A 26,531-nucleotide genomic window follows, 5' to 3' on the forward strand; every position below is an offset into this window, starting at 1 on the left:
ATGAGCATCGACTCGACGCGTCGCGAGTTGTTCAAGGGAGTGGGCGCGGGTATCGCCATCGCGGGTCTGATGCCGTCGTCCGTCGTGCATGCGGCGGACGGCGCCATCGCCGATGGCGATGCGCTCAAGCTCTGGTACCGACGGCCGGCGACGAGGTGGGTCGAGGCGTTGCCTCTGGGCAACGGACGTCTCGGCGCGATGGTCTGGGGCGGCATCGAGCATGAACGGCTGCAGCTCAACGAGGACACGTTGTATGCGGGCAGCCCGTACGAAGCCGACACTTCCGGCGCGCTGGAGGCATTGCCGGAAGTGCGTCGGCTGATTTTCGCCGGCGAGTACGCGCGCGCGGAAGACTTGGCCAACGCCAAGATGATGGCGCGGCCGCTCAAGCAGATGCCCTATCAGCCACTCGCCGACGTGGTGCTGGACTTCCGCGATATTCCGGATATCTCCGACTATCGCCGCGAGCTCGATCTGGATACGGCGATTACGCGCTCGCGGTTCAAAACCTGGAAGACTGAGCATACGCGCGAAGCCTTTATTTCACCGGTCGACCAATGCGTCGTGATGCGCTTGTCGACCGACCGGCCTGGCAGCATCAATCTGCGGGTGTCGCTGGATAGCGATCAACGCAACGATATGATCGCCGACGACGGCGCTCTGCTGCTGCGCGGACGCAATGCCACGCGCCATGGTATCGAGGGCCGGTTGAAGTTCGCGGTGAGGATTCGCGCCATTCCGCGTGGCGGTTCGTTGCGGCTACGTGGAGAACGCATCGAAATCGAAGACGCGGACGAGGTGGTGCTGTTGATTACGGCCGCTACCAGCTATCGCCGCTACGACGATATCGGCGGAGATCCAGAATCGATCACGCGCCAGCAGTTGATCGCCGCACAGCAGCGCGGATTCAAAGAGTTGCGTGCAACGCATGTGGCCGAACACCAGCGTTTGTTCCGTCGCATCTCAATCGACCTGGGCCATACCGAGGCCGCCCGATTGCCTACCGACGAACGCGTCGAGCGCTTTGCAGATGGCAACGACCCGGCACTCGCCGCGCTCTACCATCAATACGGCCGCTATCTGCTGATCTCCAGTTCGCGCCCCGGTACGCAGCCGGCCAACCTGCAGGGCATCTGGAACGATTTGATGGATCCGCCCTGGGAGAGCAAGTACACCGTCAACATCAACACTGAGATGAATTACTGGCCGAGCGAAGCCAACGCATTGCACGAATGCGTCGAACCGCTGGAGCGCATGATGTTCGATCTGGCCGAAACCGGTGCGCGCACCGCCAAGACGATGTACGGCGCGCCCGGCTGGGTGATGCACCACAACACAGACCTGTGGCGGCAGACGAGCCCGATTGACGGCGCGCAATACGGACTGTGGCCGATGGGGGGCGCGTGGTTGCTGCAGCAACTGTGGGACCGCTGGGATTACGGTCGCGACCGCGCGTATCTGGCGAAGATCTATCCCTTGTTCAAGGGCGCGGCAGAATTCTTCGCGGCGACCTTGACGCGCGATCCCCACACCGGCGAGCGGGTCACCAACCCCTCGATGTCGCCGGAGAACGTGCATCCGCACGGCGCGTCGCTTTGCGCCGGGCCGGCGTTGGATTCACAGTTGCTGCGCGATCTGTTCGCACAGTGCATCCAGGCCGCCGGCTTGCTGGGGGTGGACAGCGGTTTCGCACTACAGTTGAAGCAATTACGTGACCAACTGCCGCCCAACCGCGTAGGCAAAGCAGGCCAGTTGCAGGAGTGGCGCGAAGATTGGGACATGCAGGTGCCGGAGATTCACCATCGCCACGTCTCGCATCTTTACGCATTGCATCCGAGCTCGCAGATCAACGTGCGCGATACGCCGAAACTCGCCGCGGCCGCGAGGCGCTCGCTGGAAATTCGCGGCGACGACGCCACCGGCTGGGGCCTGGGTTGGCGCTTGAATCTATGGGCGCGGCTTGGCGATGGCGAACACGCGCTGAAGATCCTGCGCATGCTGCTGGGACCGCAGCGGACCTACCCGAACCTGTTCGATGCCCATCCACCATTCCAGATCGACGGTAACTTTGGCGGCACCGCCGGCATCACCGAAATGCTGCTGCAGAGTTGGGGCGGCTCGATCTTTCTGCTGCCGGCTCTGCCGGAAGCGTGGAAAGCAGGATCCGTGCGTGGTCTTAAGGTGCGTGGCGCCGCCGGCATCGATCTGTCGTGGAAAGCAGGTCGCCTGACCGAGGCCACGCTCACCAGCGTGCGCGGTGGTCGCTACAACATCGTTCTGGGAAAGCAGAGTCTGGACGTCGAACTCGAAGCGGGCCAGTCGCGCCGCTTACGCGTTAAAGACGGCAAGCTGGTGGCGGCATGAGCTTGTATGCCGGCATCGATGCGGGAACCCAGAGCATCAAGCTGCTCGTCTACGACGCGCAGTCCAGGCAAGTCGTCGCGACGGCGAGCGCGCCGCTCGAACTGATCAGCGGCGCGGACGGCAGCCGCGAACAACTGGCCTCGTGGTGGATCGACGGCGTACACGCTTGCTTCGCGCAATTGGACGCGTCGATCCGCGCCTCGATCGTCGCCATCGCCGTCTCCGGGCAACAGCATGGCTTCGTGCCGTTGGGCCGCGAAGGCGAAGTGCTCGCGCCGGTCAAGCTGTGGTGCGATACCAGCAGCGCCCATGAATGCCAGCAGATCATGCAGGCGGTGGGAGGGGAGCGGCGCTGCATCGAACTGGCTGGCAACCCGATCCTGCCTGGCTACACCGCCTCCAAGCTGCCTTGGACACGTCATCACCGGCCCGAGGTCTACCGCGATTTGGCGGTAATCCTGTTACCGCACGACTATCTCAATTTCTACCTCACTGGCGAACGTTTCATGGAAGCCGGTGATGCCTCCGGGACCGGCTGGCTCGACGTGCGCACGCGCCAGTGGTCACCGGAACTGCTGGCGGCCACCGATCCCGATCGCGATCTGTTGCAATGCCTGCCGCCGCTGGTCGGACCGGGCACCACCTTCTCGATCGTACCCACTATCGCCGCCGCGCTGGGGCTGTCCCACGCGGTACGCATCGCGGCCGGCGGCGGCGACAACATGATGGCGGCCATCGGTACCGGCTGCGTGGTGCCGGATCGTTTGTCGATGAGCCTGGGCACTTCCGGAACCTTGTTCGCCTACGCCGATCGTCCGGTGGTGGATGCGAACGGCAGCTGGGCCGCTTTCTGCTCCTCGTCCGGCGGCTGGCTGCCGTTGATCTGCACGATGAATTGCACGGTCGCCACTGAGACCATCGCGCGCTTGTTCGATTTCAGCGTCGGCCAGGGCGAGGCCATGATCGGCGCGACCTCTCCGGGCGCCGCCGGCTTGACCCTGCTGCCTTTCTTTAACGGCGAACGCACGCCAAATCTACCCGACGCCCGCGCCTCGATGCTGGGCATGGATCTGCGCAACGTCACGCCGGCCAACTGCTACCGCGCGGCCATGGAAGGCGCGACCTACACGATGAAGTATGGCTACGACGCATTCGCCGCTGCGGGTCTGGAATTCGACACCATCGTGCTGACCGGCGGCGGCAGTAAGAGCGCTGCCTGGAAGCAGATGATCGCCGATATCTTCGATCTGCCGGTGGAAGTTCCAAGACAAGCCGAAGGGGCCGCGTTTGGCGCTGCGCTGCAGGCGTTGTGGTCGCAACTGCGCGAGAACGGGGACGGCACTACCTTGCCGGAATTGGTGGCGCAGCACGCTGCCATCGATCTCTCGCTTTCGATTCGCCCCGACCCGGTGCGCGTGGACGAATACCAAATGCATTACGCGCGTTTTTTGCGACATCTCGAGGCGGTCCGCGCGCTGGACGCGGCCTAGGCAAGTACCCCGCATAACAGGACGGAAGACAGACCATGAGCAATCCATATTTCATCGGCGCGCGGGAATACTTTCCGGGTATAGGCAGCATCGCCTTCGAAGGTAAAGACTCGGACAATCCGCTCGCCTTCAAGGTCTACGACGAAAACAAACGCATCGGCGGCAAGAGCATGCGCGAGCACCTGCGTTTTGCGGTGTGCTACTGGCATACCTTCTGCAACACCGGCCACGATCCCTTCGGTCCGGGCACGCGCCGCTTTCCCTGGGAAGCCGATACGGCGATGGCGGCTGCAGAGGCCAAGGTCGATGCCGCGTTCGAATTCTTTACTAAGCTGGGTGTGCCGTACTGGTGCTTCCATGATATCGATCTGGCGCCCGACGCCGAAGATATCGGCGAGTACGAAAACAACCTCAAACACATGGTCGCTCTGGCCAAGGCGCGCCAGGATGCCACCGGTGTGAAGCTGCTGTGGGGCACGGCGAACTTGTTCTCGCATCCGCGTTACATGAACGGTGCTTCGACCAATCCGGAATTCGCCGTGGTCGCGCGCGCGGCTGTGCAGGTCAAGGCGGCGCTCGACGCCACCGTTGAGTTGGGCGGGGAGCACTACGTGTTCTGGGGCGGCCGCGAGGGCTACGCCTCACTGGTCAATACCAACATGAAGCGCGAAGTCGAACACTTCGCTCGCTTCCTTGTCATGGCGCGCGACTATGGACGCAGCATCGGCTTGAAGGGCAATTTCCTGATCGAGCCCAAACCGATGGAGCCAATGAAGCACCAGTACGACTTCGACAGCGCCACGGTCGCCGGCTTTCTGCGTCAGCATGGCCTGGAGCACGACTTCAAGCTCAACATCGAAGCCAACCACGCCACCTTGTCCGGGCACACGTTCGAGCACGACCTGCAGGTCGCGTCGGATCAGGGCCTGCTGGGCAGCATCGATGCCAACCGCGGCAACGCACAGAACGGTTGGGACACCGACCAGTTCCCGACGGATCTGTACGACACCGTCGGCGCCATGCTGGTGGTGCTGCGCCAGGGCGGTCTGGAAGGCGGTCTGAATTTCGATGCCAAGGTTCGGCGCGAATCGACCGACCTGGAAGATATGTTCATCGCCCACATCGGCGGCATGGACGCGTTCGCACGCGGTCTGGAAGTGGCGCATGCGCTGCTGACGGATTCGCCATGGGAACAGTGGCGCACTGAGCGTTATTCCAGCTTCGACAGCGGCGACGGCCGCGATTTCGAGCAGGGCAGGCTGGCTCTGGACGATCTGCGCGCCATCGCGGCTCAAAACGGCGAACCCAACCGAATCAGCGGCAAGCAGGAGCGATACGAGAACCTGCTGAATCAATACCTGTTGCGTTGATGCTCGCCGTCGTATCGGCGTCGCCGATCACTCGATCCATACCTGTCCGAGCCGCACTCACCCAAGGTATCTCATGAACAGCATTCCTCTCAGCAAGGCGTCCACAGATGGAGGCGAAAACACCCGGCTGATCATCCTGATCAGTTGCGTGGCGACCATCGGCGGCTTCCTGTTCGGCTTCGATAGCGGCGTCATCAACGGCACCGTCGACGGACTTAAGCAGGCCTTCCATTCCAGTTCCGCCGGAACCGGTTTCGAAGTGGCCTCGATGCTGCTCGGCTGCGCCATCGGCGCGTTCTTCGCCGGTCGTCTGGCAGACCGCTGGGGACGCCGCGCGGTACTGATCATCTCGGCGGTGCTGTTCCTGATCTCGGCTGTGGGCGCCGGCATGGCCAATACGTCGGCGATATTCATCATCGCGCGTGTCTTTGGCGGCTTCGCGGTCGGCGCGGCCAGCGTGATGTCGCCGGCGTACATCGCGGAAGTGACCCCGGCCCGCTATCGCGGACGCTTGGCGACAGTGCAGCAGATCGCGATCATCGGTGGACTGTTCTGCGCGTTCCTCAGCAACTACCTGCTGGCCAAGGCCGCGGGCGCTTCCACCGAGGCCTTATGGTTGGGTCATGCGGCTTGGCGCTGGATGTTCTGGATGCAGGCGATCCCCTCGACAGTCTTCCTGTTGTTGCTGCTGCTGATTCCGGAAAGCCCGCGTTACCTGGTGGTCAAGGATCGCAAGAAAGATGCGTTGAAAGTGTTGACCCGCCTGTACGGAGCGGCGGAAGCGAAAACCAAGCTCGTCGAGATCGAGGGCTCGTTGTCGGCAGACCATCATCGTCCACGTCTGTCGGATCTGGTCGACAAGACGACCGGGAAAGTCCGCAAGATCGTCTGGATCGGCATCGGACTTGCCACGTTCCAGCAACTGGTCGGCATCAACGTGGTGTTCTACTACGGCGCCGTACTGTGGCAGGCGGTTGGCTTCTCCGAAAGCGACGCGCTGCTGATCAACGTGCTGTCCGGCGCGCTCAGCATCGGCGCTTGCCTGGTGACAGTGATGCTGATCGATCGGATCGGCCGCAAGCCGTTGCTGTGGATCGGGTCGGCAGGCATGGCGGTGTCGCTGGCGCTTGTTACGTTTGCTTTCGCCAGCGCCGGAGTGGATGCCGCGGGCAAGCTCGAACTATCCGATTCGATGGGCACGCTGGCGCTGGTGGCCGCCAACATCTACGTGGTGTTCTTCAACATGTCATGGGGCCCGGTGATGTGGGTGATGCTGGGCGAGATGTTCCCCAATCAGATCCGCGGTTCCAGCCTTGCGGTGGCGGGCGCGGCGCAGTGGACGTCGAATTTCATCATCACCGTGACATTCCCGATCCTGCTGGTCAGCATCGGACTGGCCGGCGCCTATGGCATCTATACGGTGGCTGCGATGATCTCGGTGTTCTTCGTGCTGAAGTACGTATACGAAACCAAGGGCCGGGAGCTGGAACAGATGGAAGGCTGACGGGTTGATGCGGGGTCCCGGTCGTGGTCGCCATGGACGACGGCGTCGAAGGATGGAAGTCCAGCCATGCCATGACCCGCGTGCATCCCATCCGCCTGGTTGCGGGCGAGACAGCGCTCGCCGATGCGACGGGACTTCCCGTCATCTTATTCGTGCTTGATGGAGCCACTGCATTGAACGTATTCGCCGCGCCTTCCCGTTTCCATCCCGCGTGGCGGACGGGTTTGCTGCTGGCTATTCCCATGGCGGCAGCGCTGCTCGCTCTGAGCTGTCGGGATGCCGCCGCTTCGCCATGGCCTGCGGTCGCCTGGCCGCTGGCCGAAGATCCCGTCATCGAAAAACGAATCGATGAACTGATGGCGAAGATGACGGTAGAAGACAAAGTCGGCCAGATAGTGCAGGGCGACATCGCCAGCCTGACGCCGGAAGACGTCCGCAAGTATCGACTGGGTTCGGTGCTGGCCGGCGGCAATTCCGACCCTGATGGGAAATACAACGCCACGCCCGCGCAATGGCTGGCGCTGACCGATGCATTTTACGAAGCGTCGATGGATACGCGGAACGGTGGGCACGGAATCCCGATCTTGTTCGGTATCGATGCCGTGCATGGACAGAGCAACATCGTCGGCGCGACTTTGTTTCCGCACAACATCGGCCTGGGGGCGACCCGCAACCCCGAGCTTATGCGCCAGATAGGCCGGGTCACCGCAGTCGAGACGCGCATCACCGGTATGGAATGGGCGTTCGCGCCGACCGTAGCGGTGCCGCAGGACGATCGCTGGGGGCGCACCTACGAAGGCTACTCAGAGTCGCCCGATGTAGTGGCCAGTTTTGCCGGCAGCATGGTCGAAGGCCTACAGGGAACCGCGGGAGCGCTGGACTTCCTGGATGGATCGCATGTGATGGTCTCGGTGAAGCATTTCCTGGGCGACGGTGGTACCACCGGTGGCAAGGACCAAGGCGATACCAGGATCGATGAAGCCGAGTTGGCGCGCTTGCACGGCGCCGGTTATCCGCCCGCCATCGCGGCCGGCGCGCAGACCATCATGGCGTCGTTCAATAGCGTCAACGGCGAGAAGATGCACGGCCACCGGCATCTGCTGACCGAAGTGCTGAAACAACAGATGAATTTTGGTGGCTTCGTGGTGGGCGACTGGAACGGCCATGGCCAGGTCAAAGGCTGCACCAACGACAACTGCCCGGCTGCCATTGCGGCGGGTCTCGACATGGCGATGGCGTCTGATAGTTGGAAGGGCTTCTACGAAACCGCGGTGGCGGCGGTGAAAGCGGGCACGCTACCGATGGAACGCTTGGACGACGCGGTGCGGCGCATTCTTCGTGTGAAATTCCGCCTCGGTCTTTTCGAGGCCGGCAAACCTTCGCGACGGCCACTGGGCGGCAAGTTCGAATTGCTCGGCGCGCGCGAGCATCGCGCGGTGGCGCGCCAAGCGGTGCGCGAATCGCTGGTGCTGCTGAAGAACAACAAGAGCGTGCTGCCGCTGTCGCCGAAACAACGCATCCTGGTCGCCGGCGACGGCGCGGACGATGTCGGCAAGCAAGCCGGCGGCTGGACGCTTAATTGGCAAGGCACCGGCACCAGGCGCGCCGACTTCCCGAACGCCGACACCATCTACGAAGGCATCGCACGCCAAGCCAGGGCCGCCGGCGGCGTGGCGACATTGTCGGTGGATGGTAAGTACATGCAGAAGCCCGATGCCGCCGTCGTCGTGTTCGGCGAGAATCCTTACGCCGAGTTTCAGGGCGACATCGCCACTCTTCTGTACAAGCCGGGCAACGACGCCGAGCTAGAGCTGATTAAGCGCCTGAAGGCCGACGGTATTCCGGTGGTCGCGGTGTTTCTGAGCGGTCGGCCCTTGTGGATGAATCGCGAAATCAACGCCGTCGATGCGTTCGTCGCCGCGTGGCTGCCGGGTTCCGAAGGCGAAGGCATCGCCGATGTGCTGCTGCGCAAGCCCGATGGTGGTGTGCAGCATGACTTTAAGGGCAAGCTCAGCTTCAGTTGGCCGCGCAGTGCCGCCCAGTACGCCAACAACGTCGGTCAGAAGGACTACGCCCCGCTGTTCGCGTTCGGTTTCGGCCTGACTTATGCGGACAAGGGCGACCTGGCGCCACTGCCGGAGGATTCCGGCGTGTCCGGCGAGCAGTCGGCCAGCGGCGTGTACTTCGCGAACGGCATGCCGTCGGTGAGCCTGACGCTGCAGCTGTCTGGCGCGTCCCAAGCGAACATGCCGGCGACCACGATGCCTACGGCGTTGGCCGACGGCAGCTTGAAGCTGAGCGCGGTGGACCACAAGGCGCAGGAGGATGCGCGTCGCCTGCAATGGTCCGGAGCGGCGACAGCCAAGGTGACGCTGGCCTCCGGCAAGCCGCTCGACCTCACTCGCGAGAGCAATGGCGACATGCAACTTCAGTTAACCCTGCGCCGCGACAGTGCGGCCAGTGCGCCGGTCTGGTTGGGCGTTGGCTGCGGCGAAGGCTGCAGCGGGCGCATCGATCTGCACAAGCCATTGGCTACGCTACCGCAGGGACGGTGGAAGGTCGTCGGCGTGCCGTTGAAGTGCTTCGTGAACGCGGGCGCGGACGTGAGCAAACTGGTGCAGGTGCTTGTGCTGGAGAGTAGGGCGGCACTTGATCTGTCGGTCTCGCGCATTGCGCTAGGCGCATTAAACGAAGCGGAAGTAACGGCGGACTGCCCGGCCGGATGACCGGGCATCCACACCATCGGTAGTGCTGAAGGGGAGGGCGAATGGGGCTGTCGGCTTTTCGTAGCTCCAGGAACTGCGTTACGGAATGCGCATCCGCAAGCGGATGGCGGTGTTCTGGCTGGGCATGTACGTGTTCGGCGCGTTGGTCGCAGCGATCGTGGCTTCGCTGACATCGAAGATCAACCCGGCGGCCACGATCTTTACCCTTGCGTTGCTTCAACTGAATGAATGAGGAGCGTGGTCGTGGTTGTCGCGAGCGCAGGGAAATTCATGGCAGGAAGGCGAGTCCGTGCCGGATTACCGAAGGCACGCATCGACGACGTGGCCAATCTTGCGGGTGTGTCGATCAAGACCGTATCGCGGGTACTCAACGAAGAACCGAATGTCTCGGCGGTTACCAGGAGCAAGGTGCTCAAGGCGATCGAAGGGTTGAACTACAGGCCATGTCTGGAGGCGCGGTGTCTGGCGAAAAACAAGAATCAGTCGAACCCGAAAACAACTGCCAGGGACTGCGGGGATGCCTCGATCCCGCCGGTGGAGACAACCCGCCGTTCCAGTGACGGGAGAGGGTCGCGCTTGTATCTCGAACTCTTGCAGTTGGCCGACCTGAGGAAACGCCGGATCCTCTCGAACAGCGAATTCGAACTGCAGATAATCAACTTGCTGGCCAGTACAGGCTAACGAAATCGCTGCCTTGCGCTGACGAGAGGGTAGCGACCGGAAACACGACGCCATGAAATTCTACGTGATGGCGTGACGGAACCAGAGGAATGCCGGAGCTGATTTCTCATGGGATGGAGACAAGCAAGAGCTTGATGCAGCAACTCCTTGCGACGGGACGTTATTCAATCGATGACACGACCGCCGCATTTCCTTAGTCGTAGTTTGTTGGTCAACACCAGGAGGATTCATGTCAAACCGCATACCTTTCGCTGCGACATGGCAGAAGTCGCTGGCGCTTCTCGCGTGCTCGATCCAAACCAGATTGATTAAGCAATTGTCGGTGTGTGGTGCGGCAGCGTTGCTGCTCGCAGGACCTGCATTCGCTCAGCTTCCAACGGCCCAGCAAGTCGCAGCTCCGATCCGTATCGGTTGGAACGTGGGAAACACCATGGAAGCCATCTGCGGCGAGACCGCCTGGGGCAATCCTGCTATTACGCAGCAACTCATCACCTCAGTGAAAGCTGCTGGCTTCAACGCCATCCGCATTCCGGCGGCTTGGGACTGTCATGCCAATCAGCAGACGCAGACCATCGACCCCACTTGGATGGCGCGCGTCAAACAGGTGGTGGACTACGCGTACAGCCAGAACATGTATGTGGTTCTGAACATCCACTGGGACGGCGGCTGGCTCGAGGAGCATCCTCTTTACTCGCATCAGACCGCGAATAATCAGAAGCAGCGCAACTATTGGACCCAGATCGCCAACACGTTCCGCAACTACAACGAACGCATGCTATTCGCTGGAACCAACGAAGTCCATGCTGACTACGGGACGCCGACCAGCGAGCACAACACGGTTCAACAATCGTACAACCAGACCTTCGTCAATGCTGTGCGCGCTACCGGCGGCAACAATGCGTCGCGTACGCTTATCGTGCAGACCTACAACACGAACATGCAGCACGGTATAAATTTCTTCAAGATGCCGACGGACTCGATCGCGAACCGGCTGATGGTCGAGGTCCATTTTTACGATCCTTACGCATACACGTTGGATCCGAATGGGAGCTGTTTGTATTGGGGTTCGCCGTATCCTCCGCAAAGCGCCTGCTCTTGGGCTCAGGAGAGTTATGTTGACGGTCTGTTCTCTCAAGTTCGCTCCAAGTGGGTGAACAACGGCATTCCGGTCATCATCGGCGAATACGGAGTCTCGCTTCGCTCGGGAATGAATCGGCAGTCGCGCGAGTATTACTTGGAATACATCAACCGCGCGGCCCGCCTCAATGGCATCAAGACCTTCTACTGGGATAACGGCGTAGCCGATTTTGCATTGTTCAACCGGTCCAATGGCTCCGTCGTTGATTCGGGAGCCATCGGCGCGATAAAACGAGGTGCCAATCTAAGCAAGATCATTACAGGCGATGCGTATCAAGTGATGTCCCGACACAGCAGCAATGCTCTCGGCGAGAGTGGCGGCAAGTGACCATGACGCGTTCGGTGGCACGCTCGGCTCGTGGTGGGCGCGTATCGCCATCGGTCTGCTGCTGTTCGTGTCTGCGTGCTGCAACGTTTGTTCGGCCTGCGCAGGTGCCGGTCTTGAGCGCTGACCGGTCACGCTTGTCAGAGATGCGGGGGCGGTCGATGCGTCGATCGAGCTTGCTGCGGCTTGCAGGCATCCTGCTGCTCACCGGCAGCCTGTCCGTGGTGACTGCCACAGCAATAGCCGCGCCGCCATCGAACGATTTCCATCGATGGGCCGCCACGCCACCGCTGGGCTGGAATAGCTGGGATGCCTTCGGCACCACGGTGACCGAAACGCAGATCAAGCAACAGGCCGACTTCATGGCGGCCAAGCTCAAGGCGCACGGTTGGCAGTACATCACGGTGGATATCCAGTGGTACCAGCCTACCGCCAAAGGCCACAGCTACGAAGAAGGCGCCGTGCTGGCGATGGACGGCTTCAGTCGCTTGGTGCCGGCGCCGGAGAAGTTTCCCTCGGCCGCTGATGGCCAGGGCTTCAAGCCGTTGGCCGACTATGTGCATGGCAAGGGACTGAAGTTCGGCATCCACATGATGCGCGGCATCCCACGCCAGGCGGTCAAACAGAACACCCCGATCCTGGGCACTGACCTGCGCGCGGCGGACATCGCCGATATCAACAGCACCTGCTCCTGGAACCCGGACATGTACGGCGTGGACATGTCGAGGCCGGGTGCGCAGGCGTACTACGATTCGTTGATGCAGCAGCTGGCCGACTGGGGCGTGGACTTCGTCAAGGTCGACGATCTCAGCCGCCCTTATAACCAGAATCGGGCCGATATCGAGGCCATCCGCAAGGCGATCGACAAGACTGGTCGGCCTATCGTGTTCAGCACCTCGCCGGGCGAGACCCCCTTGTCCGCCGGCGCTCACGTCAATCGGCACGCCAATATGTGGCGCATCAGCGACGATTTCTGGGATCGCTGGGAATTGCTGCTGCCCCAGTTCAAGCGCCTGCATGACTGGACGCCGTATCGGACCGCCGGCGCATGGCCGGATGCGGACATGTTGCCGCTGGGCATCGTCGAGTTCGATCGGCCTATCCGTTTCACTCGCGACGAGCAGATCACGCTGATGACTTTGTGGAGCATCGCGCGCTCGCCGCTGATCCATGGCGGCGACCTGACCCGCACCGATCCGTTCACCCTGTCCTTGCTCACCAACGACGAGGTACTCGCCGTCAACCAGGACAGTGCGCACAACCACCAGCTGTTCCGCACCGACGACGGACTGATCGCCTGGGTCGCCGATGCGGCGGACGGCAGGTCCAAGTACCTGGCGGTGTTCGATACCCGCGATGCCGACGCGGCAGCTGGCAGTCGTCCGATTCCGGTAGAACTTGCCGCGCTCGGACTGCAGGGACAGGTGCAGGTGCGGGATCTGTGGAGTCACACCCAGTTGAAGCCGGTTAGCGGAACTTTCAAACCGCAGGTCGCACCGCATGGCGCGCGTTTGTTCCGTCTCACCCCCAAGACCGAGTCGTCGGCGTCAAAGCCGTGACGACGTTGCGTCCACCGCAAGCCAATCCCTCATGAATATCGACCACGCCAACGGACTTAGCCGGCGCACCTTCGTTAAATCCCTTGCCCGAGCCGCAGTTGCGTCGCGTCTTGCATGGGCCGGCATCCGTCCAGACACCATTTCTTCCGCGAACGCACGGCAATACAGAGAGAACAATTCCATGCTCAAGATCCTTGCGGCCACCACCACCCTCATCCTCAGTCTGAGCGTCGGCGCGGCGACGGCTGCAACGCTTCAGGCGAAGGCGACCCTGCAGGCCGACAAGCCCGGGCCGCGGATCAATCGCAATCTCTACGGCCAATTCTCCGAGCACCTGGGCGGCGGCATCTATGACGGCATCTGGGTCGGCGAGAACAGCCCAATTCCCAACGTCCGTGGTATTCGCACCGACGTAGTCGAAGCGCTGAAGGCCATCAAGACGCCCATGGTGCGCTGGCCGGGCGGATGTTTCGCCGATGAGTACCTCTGGCGCGACGGCATCGGCCCCCGCGACCAGCGTCCCGTGCGCAAGAACAACTGGTGGGGCGGCGCGGCCGAGACCAATGCTTTCGGCACCCATGAGTTCATGGATTTCGTGGAGCAGATTGGCGCCGAGGCCTATATCTCGATCAACGTCGGCAGTTCAACCCCGACCTACATGCGCGAATGGATCGAGTACATGACCTCTCCCGGCCAGGACACTCTGGCCCGGGAGCGGCGCAAGAACGGGCGCGACAAACCATGGAAGGTCGCGCTATGGGGCATAGGCAATGAAAGCTGGGGTTGCGGCGGCAACATGACGCCGGAGTATTACGCCAACGAGTTGCGCCGCTTCGGCAGCTTCTTCCATCAGGGCGAGGACAATCCCGGTCTGCGTGTGGCCACCGGCCCCAACTCCGATGAAACCCGCTGGACCGAAGTGCTGATGAAGGACGCCAGCCAGGCCATGGACGCCCTCAGCCTGCACTACTACACGTTGCCCACCGGCGACTGGAAGACCAAGGGCGCCGCCATCGGCTTCACCCAGCAGGAATGGGTCGACACCTTCGCCCAGACCCTGAAGATGGACGACTTCATCAAACGCCATTCGGCGATCATGGATACCTACGATCCGAAAAAACGCGTCGGCCTGTATGTCGATGAATGGGGCACCTGGTACGACGTCGAAAAAGGCACCAATCCGAGCTATCTATACCAACAGAACACCTTGCGCGACGCGGTGCTGGCGGCGGCCAACTTCAACATCTTCCACCAGCATGCCGACCGCGTGCGCATGACCAGCGTCGCCCAGACCATCAACGTGCTGCAAGCGATGATCCTCACCGACGGCGGCAAGATGGCGCTGACTCCGACCTACCACGCCTTCAAGATGTATGTGCCGTTCCAGGACGCGACTTCGCTGCCGCTGGAACTGACCACGCCGAACTTCAGCGCCGGCGGCAAAACCATTCCCGCGATCAACGCTTCGGCGGCACGCGCCAAGGACGGCAGGATCTTCATCGGCATCGCCAACATGGATCCACAGGACCGTGTGGAACTGGACATCGATCTCGGCGCCGTGAAAGCGAAAGCAGTCTCGGGCGAGGTTCTCACCGCGGACCGAACGGATGCGCACAATGTTCCCGGGCAACCGGCGACCATCGCGCCTATGCCCTACAGCGGCGGCCGGATCGGCCAGGGCAGGCTCGTACTCGATATCCCGGCCAAGTCGGTCGTGGTGGTCAGGCTCGACTGAGGGGCGGGGCTGAGACTTCGGATGTCCGCTTATGGGCTATTGCGTTGAAAAACTCGGTTGAATCGGTCATCTGATGCCGAATTGCCGACTTCCCATCGACGGTTTCGGCACACCGGTCGCGAGCTGGCTGCGCGGTCCCCTGCGCGAATGGGCCGAGGCCTTGCTGGACGAATCGCGATTGCGCGCGGAAGGGCATTTCGATGCGCGGGTGGTGCGCGGGCTGTGGGGCGAATTCCTCCGCGGCCAGCGCAAGTGGCATACGCATTTGTGGAACGTGCTGATGTTTCAGGCGTGGCGGGAACAGTATCGACGAGGGACGACGTCGTCCGCTGTCGCGGTGATGCCGGAGCCGTTGCCGGCGATCGGGCCTGAGCGCGTCGCGCGAGCGCAATACGGGTGCTGAGCAGTAACGCGGGCTGATCCTGCATCGCGGAGCCGTCGTCCGGATGGTTTCCCGCCTTCGTCCTGGTCGGCGCCCGAACTCGGTTCGCCAGTTTTTTGCGCAGTCAGCCGCCCGGGTTGTCGCACCGGAGCCATGAGCGTGTCTGTGAGTGCGATGCGTGCAACGCCGATGAGCACTGCAGTGTGGCGTTCAATAAATATTACGAATCAGCAGAATTCGGGCGGCGGGTGTTGATTCGCGTGCGTTTGTGTAAGAAGAGAGTGTTCTAAACGCATATAACGCGCTTAAGAGAAATGTTGGGCGTACTGCAAGCACATAAAATGTGGATTTAGTGAGTGGGGTCGGCTTTCGCGAGGCCGACAAACACTAAGTCAGGCTCCGTGCCAACGATTGAAAACTCTTTCCCGCTCTACTAGCGTTGATCCGCGTTCACCACTATCACAGCGTCATGCGTCGATCACTGCGACGGCCAAGGCCGGTGCGAATCAGGCGACCGACGCGCAGTGGAAACGCACGGACAGCACAGGGGAGCGATCATGGAAAGATTGAAGGCAGCGGGCCGGCGCAGACGTGCGTCGCGATTGGCGCGGGTATTAGCGTTGGCGACGGCGTTCTGTGCCGCCCAGGCGCACGCGCAATCGAGCTGGGAAGTTCACGACAACAAAGCCAACGATCATCTCAAGGTGATCCGAAAATCCATCGGCGAAGACAACGGCACTGTCAACGACCGACTCAAGAAGATCGCCAAGCTGGGATCGGCCAAGTCCAGCGGCGAAGCGGCCGAAGCGCCGACCGAGAAGCTGGAGAAAGACAAGCCCAGCCAGGTCGAAAAAACCGTCGCAGATCGCTGCCCGAAAGGCGAGAAGAAAGCCGGCGAACAGCTGTGGCAGCTGTGCGAGGAAACGGTCAAGACGCAGATGGCGAAGTACAACTACTCGCTGGCGATCTATGAGGTCTTCAACAAGCGCAAGCAGCGGCTGGAAGAGATCGAGCGCGAGCGCGCCAATCTGGGCTCGGAAGACCAGGGCAAGCTGCAGGACAACACCAACAAACTGCTGGCGCTGATCGCGCGCATGGACCTGGATATCCGCCAACACCGTCTGTACATGGACGCTTACGACGCGCGCCTGCAGTACCTGGCCGCGGCGCGCGACCAGATCGGCAACGAAGTCATGCGCGGCAAGAAGGGCAGCATGCTCGGCGATACGGTGAGCAACCTGGCCGGCTTCGCCACCATGTCCAGCGTGCTCAGAGCGGCCAAGTCGGAGCGCAGGCCGTGGAAGTGTTTCATGCAGGCGGCGGACTGCGCAGAGAATGAATTACAGCGCCACTTGGGCGACTGATTCGCAGGTAATCGCGTCAATCTTCAGGGAATGGGGTCGCAGAATGTTCAACGGATGGATGCCTGAGGTCGCCGGACCGCTCGAAGAGCTGGGCCAGTGGATGTTCTTCCAGGAAATCTTCGGTTTCCTGGATAACGAGATACTGGCACTCGGGGAACAGATGCTGTATCGAATGTCGGCGTTCGTCGCTTCGATCGCGCTGGTGCTGATGACGCTATGGATACTGCTGCAGGGATTCCGGATCGTGACCGGTCAATCGCGCGAATCGATGATGACGTTGATCGCAAATTCGGCGCGCGGCGCCTTCATCGTGATCGCCGCATCCACCCTGACCATCGGTGGTGCCGACATCTACGAGATGCTCACCGACAGCATGCCCAAGGCGATCCACTACATGGTGACGGGCAAGGACGAAGCCCCGGCCAAGACCATCGACGACGGCCTGACCCAGATGCAGGCGGCGATGGCTGCCATCGAAGCCTTGCCGCTACTGGACAACCCGAGCATCAAGGAAGACAAGGATCAGGCCCTGGTGCTGACCGGCCTGGGCGTGGCCGGCCCGGCGGTGATCGGCGGCGCATTGTTGATGATGTACAAGGTCGCCCTGGCGCTGTTCGTCGGCATGGCGCCCTTGTTCATCCTGAGCCTGATGTTCGAGCAGACCAAGCAGTTGTTCGGACGATGGCTGTACTACGGCATCGGCACGATGTTCTCGATGGCCGTGCTGAGCTTCATGGTGACCGTGTCGATGAAGATGGTCGGCGCCGTGGCGGGTGGCTTCGCCATTCAATACGCCGCGGCCTCGGGCCTGAGCGCGGCGGGTATCGAAGCGAGCACCCCGGGCATCAGCACGATGGCGATGCAGCAAGGCGGCTTGGGCATGGTGCTTACGGTGTTGCTGATTACGATCCCGCCGATGGCGGCATCGTTCTTCCAGGGGGCCTTGGGGAATTTCGGCGCGTACTCGGCGTTCGGAGCGGTGGGGCGCGGGGCGGATGGGTCGGGGCAGCAGGCGGGGTCGCGACCGGGGGCTCAGGGGGGAGCGATGCCCGCTGCCCATAGTCAGGATGGCAGTGGTGCGAGGCGCAGTACTCAGACGATGTCAGGCATGAGTGGAAATGTTACTGGGGCAAATTCACGAGAAGACGCAGGACGGACTTTGCAGTTGAGTCAACATCGAGCTGCTGAGCAGCGATCTGGTGAGTCGTCTGCCTCGACTAGTTCGCAGAAGGTTCTGCCTCAAGGACGCCAAGGCCAAGATCGATGAAATTCTACTCGTTCTTGGGTTGCTGGGTAATGGCTATTTTCAATAAGGAGGGAATATGAAGATTGCGGCGTTTCTTATTCTTATGTTCGTTACAAGCACTGTATGAATCGCCCAGGTTTTTGTAGACAGTCGTCAGCCGTTTAGTGCGTACCGCCTTTCAAACTCTATCGGGGACAGGCCATTGTTGGAACTGTGCCGTCGTTTGGGGTTGTAGAACAGCTCGATGTAATCGAACACATCGCCTCGTGCTTTGTCATGGGTATGGTAGATCCGTTGCTTAACCCGTTCGCGCTTGAGCAACTGGAAGAAGCTTTCCATCGCGGCGTTGTCGTGACAGTTACCGCGTCGGCTCATGCTGCACACGATGCCGTGGGCCTTCAAAAAGCTCTGCCAGTCTTCGCTCGTGAACTGACTGCCTTGATCCGAGTGCAAGAGCAAACCAGGCGCGGGCTTGCGTCGCCACACCGCCGCTAGCAGCGCCTGCAGCACCAGATCGGAGTGCTGCGTTGGACGCGTGGCCCAGCCCACGATCCTGCGGGAGAACAGATCGAGCACGACGGCCAAGTACAAGAAGCCTTCGTGGGTGCGAATGTAGGTGATGTCGGTCACCCAGGCCCGATTGGGTTCTTGCGCTGTGAACTCACGCGCCAGCACGTTGTTGGCGACGGCGCCGATCGGCCCGCTCAACGGCCGCGGCCGCCGGCCGTAGCCCACCATGGCGCGCAGCCCTTCTTGCTTCATCAAACGCGCAACGCGGTGTTTGCTGCACGTTTCACCCAACTCGCGCAGGTCCGTGGTGATCTTGCGATGGCCGTAGATCGAGCCGCTTTCCAACCAACTGTGCTTGATCAATCCCAACAGACGTTGGTCGTCGCGTGCACGCGCACTGGCCGGCGCGTGAAGCCAAGCGTAGTAACCGCTGCGGTTTATGCCCAAGACACGGCACATTGCGGCCAGGCCGAACTCGTCGGCGTGCTGCTTCATGAAGGCGTACTTCACCTTTACCCCTTGGCAAAGTACGCGGCGGCTTTTTTTAGGATGTCTCGTTCTTCAGTCACGCGCCGAAGTTCTGCCTTCAGGCGTCGCACGTCCGCGTTCTGATCTTTTTCCACACGACGAACCACATCGCTTTTGCCTTGCTGACGCCGCCAGCCGTACAGGCTGTGCACCGACACGCCCAGGCGCTCGGCTACTTCGGCCACCGGCCGCCCGTACTCCACGATCTGACGGACCGCTTCGATCTTGAACTCATCGGTGTATCGCTTCGCGCTCATAACCACCTCCACTTAAGCCATAGTTTATGGCTGCGAGATGTCTACGAAACCCTGGGCGATTCAGAGTGACCCCATGAAACAATCAATTCTCCCGCTCGCCCTGATCGCGCTGATATCCGCGTTCCCCGCCAGCAGCGACGGCCAGCGCGGCGTTTACGAAGAGGTTCCCTACAACAACAACCCGGATCAGTTCTGCAAGCTCGGGTATCCGCCGCACAACTGGATGTCGGTGGTGCCTAAGGCGGGAATCTGGGCGCCGATCGTTCCGAATGCGCCGGTGAATTCGCAGTACATCGCGACGTTTATCCGCGTGTGCACGGCGGGCGGGATTCCGATGCCGATCAGTCCGGGCACCGGCAACAAAGCGCCGAAAGATCCGGCGGCGACGTTCTGATGAATCCGCGCTCTCCGCCGGCGGACGGTATCGATTGGCCCGGTTCGGCGCGTCGCGTGCGCTGGACCGCGATGATGGTGTTCGCCGCTCTGGTGTTGGCGCTGGCGTTGGCGGCGGTGTGGATGCGGACGCAGTCCGGCATGTGTTTGATCCTGGCTCAGATCGCCGCCGCAGGCGCGGCCGTGCTGCGGTTTCGCGGGGCGGTGCTCGAGACGAGGCTGATCTTTGCCGCTCGCCGTTGCATCAACGCGCGCTGGCTGGACGTCCGGCGCGAGGATATCCGCCAGCTGCGACGCTGCCTGAAACGCTCCATCAAACTGGCGATCAGCGCTTGGCCGGTCGCCTTGGCGATGGGATGCCTGCCGTTGGTGATGGAGTTGCCGGGGCAGGTGGCGGGCGGGGAGCGGATCTACGCCATAGCGACGTTGTTCTTCGTACTCCATTTCGCCGCGTCCGAGGCCGCGTATCGACAACTCGTCGGCGCCTTGGTCGGGAGCTTGGAACTCGAACGGGTGTGCGTGCTTCCGGCTTGAATGCTCCGATCGGGCGGGTGGATCGCCGTTGGCGGCAACGACAATGATTGATGACCGTGGCGACAAGCCGGGTAGCTTCCTGATGCGAACCGGCTCCCAACGTCGCCGACGCCCACGCGCGACCTGGAGCCGTTGCTCGGCCCGGAAGCGCGATCAATCCCTTATTTTTCGGCCGGCAATGCACCGGCACAGCGCTTACTGCGGGCACGACTGACGCGATCGTTTCGTCTCGATTCGCACGCCGCACGCGCCCGAGCGCGCGCCAGTATCGCCAGCGCGCCTGACATGATGCGACGCCCGCGCCGACGCGCCGCTGCCGCGACCCAGCGCCCAGCGCACCGCACATCCGCGCAGTGATCGCGGTCGCGTTACCGAATGCCGATCGCCGCCCGCCGCAGCCGCGACAGGTGCGCGACAGGCCCCAGGCTTAAAACGGCTTCCACCGGCGCTGCCCTTCGCCCTACGCGAAGGCCGGCCAGTTCGGTTCGCGAACGCGAGCGACCGATTCCGACGCACACGCCCGGGTCGGCACGTTTGGACCAGCGCGTACCGGCCGGCGCATGGAACCCGTCGCATCTCAACCCGCCAACCTGGGGCAGTGGAATGAACAGCAGCATCGCAAGCAAGAACAACGCTTCCAACCGCGATTGCGCCGCTTCGGCGATGCGGCCGCTGGCGGCCACGGGGCTGCCGTGGCTCGCCGGCGCCTGCGCGCTGGCGATGAGCACGGCCTACGCCGGGCAGGTGCTCAAGGCCGGCGACAACGCCGGTGCGTCGAAGATCGCCGTGCGCAGCGCCGCCACGCAGGCGGCGATCGATGTGCGCGTGCGCGACAGCGTCAGCGGCCGCGCACTGCAGGCCGAACTCAGCATCGCGCCGGTCGGGCGTTCGGACGCGCGCCAGATGTTGCCGCTGGCCTCGCAAGGCGGCCGCGTCGCCGGTCTGGCCAAGGGCGATTACCAACTCACCGTCAGTGTCCCCGGTTATCAGTCGCTGACCACGCGGGTGAATTCCGACGGTGCGCTCGGCCTGCCGACCACACTGTGGCTGTCGCCCGAACGCGAGTCCGATCAGCTCGACCTGCTTGCGCTCAAGGCGGTCGAATGCAGCGATTGCGTCGTCTACAGCGGCCACGTCTACGACCAGCGCAGCGGCAAGCCGCTGGCCGGCGTGTCGGTGCGCACCGGCCAGGGCGAGCGCGCGGTGACCGACGGCGCGGGCTATTTCGAAGTGCGCAGCAAGTTCGTCAAGACCGCGCTGAAAGACGATGCGCTGCCGCCGACCACCACCATCGATATCGAAAGCGCGGGCTATCGCGCGCATCGTCTGTCCGGCGTGTCGCTGCTCAACGACAGCGCTCACTTCGTCGTCGATCTGCAGGCCGGCAGCGGCCGCAGCGACGAAAACCTGACGCACGTGCAGGCGCTGGCCAAAGACCGGCCGCTCAAGGAGCGCGAAGCGATCATGCAGCAGCTCGACGCGGCCAATGCCGATCAGGCGATGCGTCCCGGCCAGACCCTGAGCGCGGCGCAAGTGTCCGCCACCGCGGTGGCGGTGCCGTCGAGCATCCGCGTGGGCACCAGCTGCTCCGGGCGTTCGTGCTCGGGCGTGTCGGTGTACAGCCTGGAGGACTACGTCGGCAAGGGCCTGGACGAAGAGTGGATTCCGTCCTGGCACGCCAACTCGCTGGCTGCCGGCGCCGTCGCTTATCGCACTTACGGCGCGTACTTCGTCGCCCATCCGATCAGCAGCCGCTACGACATCTGCAACACCACTTCGTGCCAGGTGTTCAATTCCGATTCGGTGTCGGCCACCGTCGCCGCGGCCAAGACGACCAAGGGCGTGATTCTGAGCCGCGACGGCAGGAGCGCGGCTTTCAGCGAATACTCCTCCGAGAACAACGCCTGGGACGATCCCAGCGACGGCCTGTCGTGCAGCAACAACGATCTGAGCTGCGGCAACGGCAAGAACGGCTCGCCGCGCAACAACTGGCCGTGCCTGAGCGATTCGGTCGGCAAGGGCAAGGGCTGCTTCGGCCACGGCCGCGGCATGAGCCAGTGGGGCACGCAGCGCTGGGCCAACAGCAACGGCCGCGACTGGAAGTGGATCACCGACCACTACTTCAACAACAACAACAGTCCCGGCGGCATGCGCAACGCTTACCGCTCCGATTCCGGCGGCACGCCCAATCCCGGCAGCATCACCGGCACGGTCAACACCAACGGCACGCCGTTGAACGTGCGCTCCGGTCCGGGCACGAGTTACTCGGTGGTCGATACGCTCGCCGACAACACCAGCGTGACCATCCAGTGCCAGACCAATGGCACCTCGGTCACCGGCACCTACGGCACCAGCAAGATATGGAACCGGATCGGCAGCGGCCGCTTCATTCCCGACGCCTACACCTACACCGGTTCCGACACCTCGGTGGCGCCGGCCTGCTGAGCGCGGTCAGCGCATTGCCGATCTTCCTTCCAACCGCATGCGGCGGCGAGCGAATCCGTCCGCCGCATGCGCCGCCCTTCGATGACCACCCATCACAAGGAACTTCCGTGAATCGATCCGTGAACACCTTGCTGTGCACCGCGCTGGCCGCCTTGCTGTCGCCGATGGCGATGGCCGGCAAACCCGCCGCGGCCGTCGATGTATTGGCCGACCCGACACTGGGCCCGCGATTGCACGCCGAACAAGACGCGCTGCGGGCCGAGCGCGCGCAATATCCGGCGTACTTCCGCCAGGCCTATGTGCGTTACCCGTCGATCCCGGCCGGCACGCTGGAGGCGATGGCCTATGTCGCCAGCCGCTGGCAGCACCTGCGTCCGGCGGCGTCCGATGCCGGCGCCGGCAAGGAAATGCCGCGCGCCTTCGGCGTGATGGGGCTGTATCACGGCGAAGGTTTCGCCGATCAGGTCGGCGAAGCCGCGCGTCTGCTCGGCGTGCCCGAGTCGCGCGTGCTCAACGAGGCCTCGACCAACATCCTCGCCGCCGCGGCTTTGCTCGACCGCGAAATCACGCGCGGCGGGCAGGACACCGCGCTCACCGCCGAAGCGTTGCGTCCGGCACTGCAGCGTTATGCCGGCTACGCCAAGCCCCAGGCCAAGAGCGCGGTGCAGGACTACGCGCGCCTGAGTTTCGCCTTCGACGTACTGCTGACCCAGGATCGCGGCGTCAGCGAGTCCGGCATCGTCGTGCCCGCGCGCGCGATCGCCTGGGAGCGTGCGTTCGACGCGCCCGATCTGGTGCGCCTGCGCGCGCCGCTGCTGCGCTTGAACGCCGACAGCGACCGCATCGAGACCGAGCAGTACTTCGTCGATCCGGTCACCCAGACCCTGCAGAACAAAGACCCGCGCGTCGGCGCCGCCGCGGCCAGCCCGGACTACGGCCCGGCGTTGTGGGTCGCATCGCCCTATCACTCCGAGCGCACGTCCTACGATTCGGTGACCATCCACACCGTGCAGGGTTCCTACGCCGGCAGCATCTCGTGGTTCCAGAACAATCCGAACCACGTCAGCATCCATTACCTGGTGCGCAGCAGCGACGGCCAGATCACCCAGATGGTGCGCGAGAATCGCGCCGCCCATCACGTGCTGTCGCATAACAAGACCACGCTCGGCATCGAGCACGAAGGCTATGTGGACAACGCCGCGTGGTACACCAGCGCGATGTACAACGCTTCGGCCGGCATTACCCGCCACTTCTGCGCCAAGTATCCGGCGATCAAGTGCGGCACCGCGTTCCAGGGCCCGGCGACGCGCACGGTCAGGGTGCTCGCGACCACGGTCAAGGTCAAAGGCCATCAGCATTACAGCGGCAACGATCACACCGATCCGGGCATCAACTGGGATTGGGCGCGTTACTACAAATTGCTCAATCCCGGTGGCGGCACCGGCGCGAGCGGCACTGTGGATACCAGCGGTTCGCCCTTGAACGTGCGCTCCGGCCCCGGCACCAGTTATTCGGTGGTCGACAGTCTCGCCGACGGCGCCAGCGTCACCATCCAGTGCCAGACCAACGGCAGCTCGGTCACCGGCACCTACGGCACCAGCAGCTTGTGGAACCGTATCGGCAGCGGCCGTTTCATTCCCGACGCCTACACCTACACCGGATCGGACGGACGCGTCGCGCCCGATTGCTGATCGCAGCACTTCCAACCAGCCAGACACCGAGTCGAGGTGGACGGGCGCGGCGGCGAGAAGTTGGCGTCGTCGCGCCCGTTTTTTTTGCCTGTCCGGTTCCCAATAGCCGGACGCGCGCCCGCGGCCGCTCAACCGCCAGAAACCGACAGCGCGACACGCCGGTGCCGGTGCGCGGCTGATCTACTATCCGTCAACCCGATGCCCAGCGAGTGCAGTGAGATGGATCGTTTCTTCAATCGGCCGGCCGATGTAGTCACCCAGGTGTTGAACAGCACGGCCGCCGGCGCGGCGTTGGCGGTGGCCGATCCGGCCTCGGGCATGCGCATCCTCGCGCGCGCCGCGCTCGACCGCAGCCGGGTCGCGTTGCTGTCCGGCGGCGGCGCCGGCCATGAGCCTTCGCACGCCGGCTTCGTCGGCCGCGGCATGCTCAGCGCGGCGGTTTCCGGGGAGATATTCGCCTCGCCCGGCGTGGCCGCGGTGCATGCCGCGATCCGCCACTGCAGCGGCAGCGGCGGCGCCTTGCTGATCGTCAAGAACTACACTGGCGACCGCCTCAATTTCGGCCTCGCCGCCGAGCAGGCGCGGCGCGAAGGCGTGGACGTGCGCATGTGCATCGTCGCCGACGACATCGCCCTGGCCGACGCGCCGCGGCCGCGCGGCGTCGCCGGCACGGTGCTGGTGCACAAATACGCCGGTTATCTGGCCGAGCTGGGGCTCACGCTCGACGATCTGACCGAGCGCACCCAGGCCTTCGCCAACTCGCTGCTGTCGCTGGGCCTGTCGCTGTCGAGCTGCACCTTGCCCGGCCACGCGCCGCAGCCGCGCGGCGCCGAACTGGGGCTGGGCATCCATAACGAACCCGGCGCGCGCCGGATCGATCCGCAAGATGCGGCCGAAGCGGTGCAACTGGTGCTGACGCCGCTGCTGGAACAGGCGGTGCAGCGCTTCGGCATCGGCACGCGCTGGATCGTGATGCTCAACGATCTGGGCGGATGCTCGACCCAGGAACTGGCCGTGCTCGCCGACGAAGTAATGCGCCGCATCGGCCGCGAACGCATCGCGCTGATGGTGCGGCCGGCGGCGTTGATGACCTCGCTGGACATGCACGGATTTTCGCTGACCCTGTTGCCGGCGTTGCCCGAGTACGTGGAAGCGTTGTCGACGCCGGTCGAACCCTTGGCCTGGCCCGGCGTGTTCGAGCCGCGCGCACCGGGCATCTTCGCGGTGGTCGAGGATGCGGGAGCCACGGCCGTCGGCGCGCAGGACGGCGCGGTCGCCGCCGCTATCGACGGCATCGCGCGGGTCTTGCTCGCGGCCGAACAGACCCTGGACGAACTCGACGCGCGCATCGGCGACGGCGATGCCGGCAGCACCTTCGCCGCCGGCGCGCGCGCGGTCGCCGACGCGCTCAGGCGGCAGTCGTTGAGCACCGGCGAGCCGGCCAAGCTGTGCGACGAACTCGGCCGCCTGTTGGCGCATGCGATGGGCGGCTCCAGCGGCGTGCTGCTGTCGATCCTGTTCACCGCAACCGGCACCGCGTTGGCCGCCGGCCGCGGCTGGCAGGGCGCGCTGGGCGAAGGCATCGCGCGCATGCGCCACTACGGCGGCGCTGCGCCCGGTGATCGGACCATGCTCGATGCCCTGATCCCTGCGGTCGAAGCGCTGGACCAGGGCTTCGCCGCCGCGGCCCGCGCCGCGCGCGAAGGCGCCGACCGCACCGCGACGATGAGGCGCGCCGGAGCGGGGCGGGCTTCGTATGTGCCCGAACACGCGCTCGTCGGCGCGATCGATCCTGGCGCCGAGGCGGTGGCGCGGGCGTTTGCGAGTCTGGCGGGGTAGATCGATGCGAAGTAAGAAGTAGCGAGTCGATCGCCCTCCAATCGTCATTCCCGCGAACGCGGGCTCCGCTTCACTTCGGCGGAGCCGAACATCCAGGGGCTTTCGTGCGAAAGAGTACGAAGCCGCGGCGTTTCTGCTTTTGCCGTCATTCCCGCGAGCCGAACATCCAGCGACCTTCGGCGAAAGCGCTTGAAGCCGAGGCGTCATTGCGCCTTACGGAAACACTCGGAGCCGCCCCCCCCCAGCCTTCGCCCGCGCAACAAAAAAGCCGACGATCGCTCGTCGGCTTTCTGTATGAAGTGGTGGAGCCAGGGAGGATCGAACTCCCGACCTCGTCATTGCGAACGACGCGCTCTCCCAGCTGAGCTATGGCCCCACATTCAGAGGGAGCAAGTTTAGCCGGACGAAACCGCTCGCGCTAGTAGCGGGGCGAATTTCCGCGACGCCTCGC

19 protein-coding genes and 1 tRNA gene are annotated in these 26,531 nt (G+C 63.3%); 18 read left to right on the plus strand and 2 right to left on the minus strand.

Annotated features, from left to right (window positions below):
- The 13 genes from LG3211_RS08335 to LG3211_RS08390 all read left to right on the plus strand — a co-directional run bounded on the left by LG3211_RS08335 (position 1) and on the right by LG3211_RS08390 (position 17,904).
- On the plus strand, positions 1 to 2,364 hold the full coding sequence (locus LG3211_RS08335) for a glycoside hydrolase family 95 protein (protein WP_057942423.1): 2,364 nt from the start codon (positions 1 to 3) through the stop codon (positions 2,362 to 2,364).
- A complete protein-coding gene (gene xylB, locus LG3211_RS08340) occupies positions 2,361 to 3,854 on the plus strand; it encodes a xylulokinase (RefSeq protein ID WP_057942424.1) in 1,494 nt (497 codons plus the stop codon). Before LG3211_RS08335 ends, xylB begins: the two co-directional genes overlap by 4 nt.
- Positions 3,855 to 3,889: 35 nt before the next feature.
- Positions 3,890 to 5,224, plus strand: coding sequence for a xylose isomerase (gene xylA, locus LG3211_RS08345; protein WP_057942425.1), 1,335 nt, complete (start codon positions 3,890 to 3,892; stop codon positions 5,222 to 5,224).
- Positions 5,225 to 5,297: 73 nt separating this feature from the next.
- On the plus strand, positions 5,298 to 6,728 hold the full coding sequence (locus tag LG3211_RS08350) for a sugar porter family MFS transporter (protein ID WP_057942426.1): 1,431 nt from the start codon (positions 5,298 to 5,300) through the stop codon (positions 6,726 to 6,728).
- A gap of 242 nt (positions 6,729 to 6,970) precedes the next feature.
- The gene (locus LG3211_RS08355; RefSeq protein ID WP_057942427.1) at positions 6,971 to 9,454 is read left to right on the plus strand and encodes a glycoside hydrolase family 3 protein; all 2,484 of its coding nucleotides are present in this window, start codon (positions 6,971 to 6,973) and stop codon (positions 9,452 to 9,454) included.
- A gap of 85 nt (positions 9,455 to 9,539) precedes the next feature.
- A complete protein-coding gene (locus LG3211_RS26320; RefSeq protein WP_187313153.1) occupies positions 9,540 to 9,686 on the plus strand; it encodes a hypothetical protein in 147 nt (48 codons plus the stop codon).
- A gap of 5 nt (positions 9,687 to 9,691) precedes the next feature.
- The gene (locus tag LG3211_RS08360; RefSeq protein ID WP_237049854.1) at positions 9,692 to 10,135 is read left to right on the plus strand and encodes a LacI family DNA-binding transcriptional regulator; all 444 of its coding nucleotides are present in this window, start codon (positions 9,692 to 9,694) and stop codon (positions 10,133 to 10,135) included.
- A gap of 229 nt (positions 10,136 to 10,364) precedes the next feature.
- Positions 10,365 to 11,600, plus strand: a complete 1,236-nt coding sequence (locus LG3211_RS08365; RefSeq protein ID WP_083512396.1) for a glycoside hydrolase family 5 protein — start codon at positions 10,365 to 10,367, stop codon at positions 11,598 to 11,600.
- 113 nt (positions 11,601 to 11,713) lie between these two features.
- A complete protein-coding gene (locus tag LG3211_RS08370) occupies positions 11,714 to 13,156 on the plus strand; it encodes a glycoside hydrolase family 27 protein (protein ID WP_222837585.1) in 1,443 nt (480 codons plus the stop codon).
- Positions 13,157 to 13,187: 31 nt separating this feature from the next.
- Positions 13,188 to 14,891, plus strand: a complete 1,704-nt coding sequence (locus LG3211_RS08375; RefSeq protein ID WP_237049855.1) for an alpha-N-arabinofuranosidase — start codon at positions 13,188 to 13,190, stop codon at positions 14,889 to 14,891.
- 73 nt (positions 14,892 to 14,964) lie between these two features.
- Positions 14,965 to 15,294 (plus strand): asparagine synthase-related protein, encoded by a 330-nt coding sequence (locus tag LG3211_RS27445; RefSeq protein ID WP_057942432.1) that lies wholly within the window; start codon positions 14,965 to 14,967, stop codon positions 15,292 to 15,294.
- Positions 15,295 to 15,977: 683 nt separating this feature from the next.
- A complete protein-coding gene (locus tag LG3211_RS08385; RefSeq protein WP_148648804.1) occupies positions 15,978 to 16,637 on the plus strand; it encodes a hypothetical protein in 660 nt (219 codons plus the stop codon).
- Positions 16,609 to 17,904 (plus strand): TrbL/VirB6 family protein, encoded by a 1,296-nt coding sequence (locus tag LG3211_RS08390; protein ID WP_083512397.1) that lies wholly within the window; start codon positions 16,609 to 16,611, stop codon positions 17,902 to 17,904. The genes LG3211_RS08385 and LG3211_RS08390 overlap by 29 nt, the downstream gene beginning before the upstream one ends.
- Before the next feature lie 132 nt (positions 17,905 to 18,036).
- Here LG3211_RS08390 and LG3211_RS08395 read toward each other — a convergent pair.
- Positions 18,037 to 19,178, minus strand: a protein-coding gene (locus LG3211_RS08395) for an IS3 family transposase (RefSeq protein WP_148648703.1) whose coding sequence is annotated in 2 segments (ribosomal slippage) — positions 18,037 to 18,941 and positions 18,941 to 19,178 — 1,143 coding nt in all. Because the reading frame shifts where the segments join, the coding sequence is not laid out codon by codon here.
- 73 nt (positions 19,179 to 19,251) lie between these two features.
- Between LG3211_RS08395 and LG3211_RS08405 the strand changes: the two genes are divergently transcribed.
- The 5 genes from LG3211_RS08405 to LG3211_RS08425 all read left to right on the plus strand — a co-directional run bounded on the left by LG3211_RS08405 (position 19,252) and on the right by LG3211_RS08425 (position 26,080).
- Positions 19,252 to 19,572: a hypothetical protein gene (locus tag LG3211_RS08405; protein WP_057942435.1), complete on the plus strand. Its 321-nt coding sequence runs from the start codon at positions 19,252 to 19,254 to the stop codon at positions 19,570 to 19,572.
- Positions 19,572 to 20,105: a hypothetical protein gene (locus tag LG3211_RS08410; protein WP_057942436.1), complete on the plus strand. Its 534-nt coding sequence runs from the start codon at positions 19,572 to 19,574 to the stop codon at positions 20,103 to 20,105. The genes LG3211_RS08405 and LG3211_RS08410 overlap by 1 nt, the downstream gene beginning before the upstream one ends.
- A 603-nt stretch (positions 20,106 to 20,708) precedes the next feature.
- A complete protein-coding gene (locus LG3211_RS24795; RefSeq protein ID WP_187313154.1) occupies positions 20,709 to 22,550 on the plus strand; it encodes a SpoIID/LytB domain-containing protein in 1,842 nt (613 codons plus the stop codon).
- A gap of 107 nt (positions 22,551 to 22,657) precedes the next feature.
- Positions 22,658 to 24,241, plus strand: a complete 1,584-nt coding sequence (locus LG3211_RS08420) for a peptidoglycan recognition protein family protein (RefSeq protein WP_187313155.1) — start codon at positions 22,658 to 22,660, stop codon at positions 24,239 to 24,241.
- Between the two features lie 219 nt (positions 24,242 to 24,460).
- The gene (locus LG3211_RS08425; RefSeq protein WP_057942438.1) at positions 24,461 to 26,080 is read left to right on the plus strand and encodes a dihydroxyacetone kinase subunit DhaK; all 1,620 of its coding nucleotides are present in this window, start codon (positions 24,461 to 24,463) and stop codon (positions 26,078 to 26,080) included.
- A gap of 300 nt (positions 26,081 to 26,380) precedes the next feature.
- Here LG3211_RS08425 and LG3211_RS08430 read toward each other — a convergent pair.
- Positions 26,381 to 26,456 (minus strand) — tRNA-Ala (locus LG3211_RS08430).
- Positions 26,457 to 26,531: the final 75 nt, after the last annotated feature.

Origin of the sequence: Lysobacter gummosus, assembly GCF_001442805.1 — a bacterium.
Lineage (GTDB): Bacteria > Pseudomonadota > Gammaproteobacteria > Xanthomonadales > Xanthomonadaceae > Lysobacter > Lysobacter gummosus.

What these genes read in the sequence shown, in the direction of transcription:
- LG3211_RS26320 (WP_187313153.1), top strand. Translation starts at nt 9,540, where the DNA reads ATGCGCATCCGCAAGCGGATGGCGGTGTTCTGGCTGGGCATGTACGTG.
- LG3211_RS08405 (WP_057942435.1), top strand. Translation starts at nt 19,252, where the DNA reads ATGAAACAATCAATTCTCCCGCTCGCCCTGATCGCGCTGATATCCGCG.
- LG3211_RS08390 (WP_083512397.1), top strand. Translation starts at nt 16,609, where the DNA reads ATGAATTACAGCGCCACTTGGGCGACTGATTCGCAGGTAATCGCGTCA.
- LG3211_RS08375 (WP_237049855.1), top strand. Translation starts at nt 13,188, where the DNA reads ATGAATATCGACCACGCCAACGGACTTAGCCGGCGCACCTTCGTTAAA.
- LG3211_RS08410 (WP_057942436.1), top strand. Translation starts at nt 19,572, where the DNA reads ATGAATCCGCGCTCTCCGCCGGCGGACGGTATCGATTGGCCCGGTTCG.
- xylA (WP_057942425.1), top strand. Translation starts at nt 3,890, where the DNA reads ATGAGCAATCCATATTTCATCGGCGCGCGGGAATACTTTCCGGGTATA.
- LG3211_RS08350 (WP_057942426.1), top strand. Translation starts at nt 5,298, where the DNA reads ATGAACAGCATTCCTCTCAGCAAGGCGTCCACAGATGGAGGCGAAAAC.
- LG3211_RS08335 (WP_057942423.1), top strand. Translation starts at nt 1, where the DNA reads ATGAGCATCGACTCGACGCGTCGCGAGTTGTTCAAGGGAGTGGGCGCG.
- LG3211_RS24795 (WP_187313154.1), top strand. Translation starts at nt 20,709, where the DNA reads ATGAACAGCAGCATCGCAAGCAAGAACAACGCTTCCAACCGCGATTGC.
- LG3211_RS08365 (WP_083512396.1), top strand. Translation starts at nt 10,365, where the DNA reads ATGTCAAACCGCATACCTTTCGCTGCGACATGGCAGAAGTCGCTGGCG.
- LG3211_RS27445 (WP_057942432.1), top strand. Translation starts at nt 14,965, where the DNA reads ATGCCGAATTGCCGACTTCCCATCGACGGTTTCGGCACACCGGTCGCG.
- LG3211_RS08355 (WP_057942427.1), top strand. Translation starts at nt 6,971, where the DNA reads ATGGCGGCAGCGCTGCTCGCTCTGAGCTGTCGGGATGCCGCCGCTTCG.
- LG3211_RS08425 (WP_057942438.1), top strand. Translation starts at nt 24,461, where the DNA reads ATGGATCGTTTCTTCAATCGGCCGGCCGATGTAGTCACCCAGGTGTTG.
- xylB (WP_057942424.1), top strand. Translation starts at nt 2,361, where the DNA reads ATGAGCTTGTATGCCGGCATCGATGCGGGAACCCAGAGCATCAAGCTG.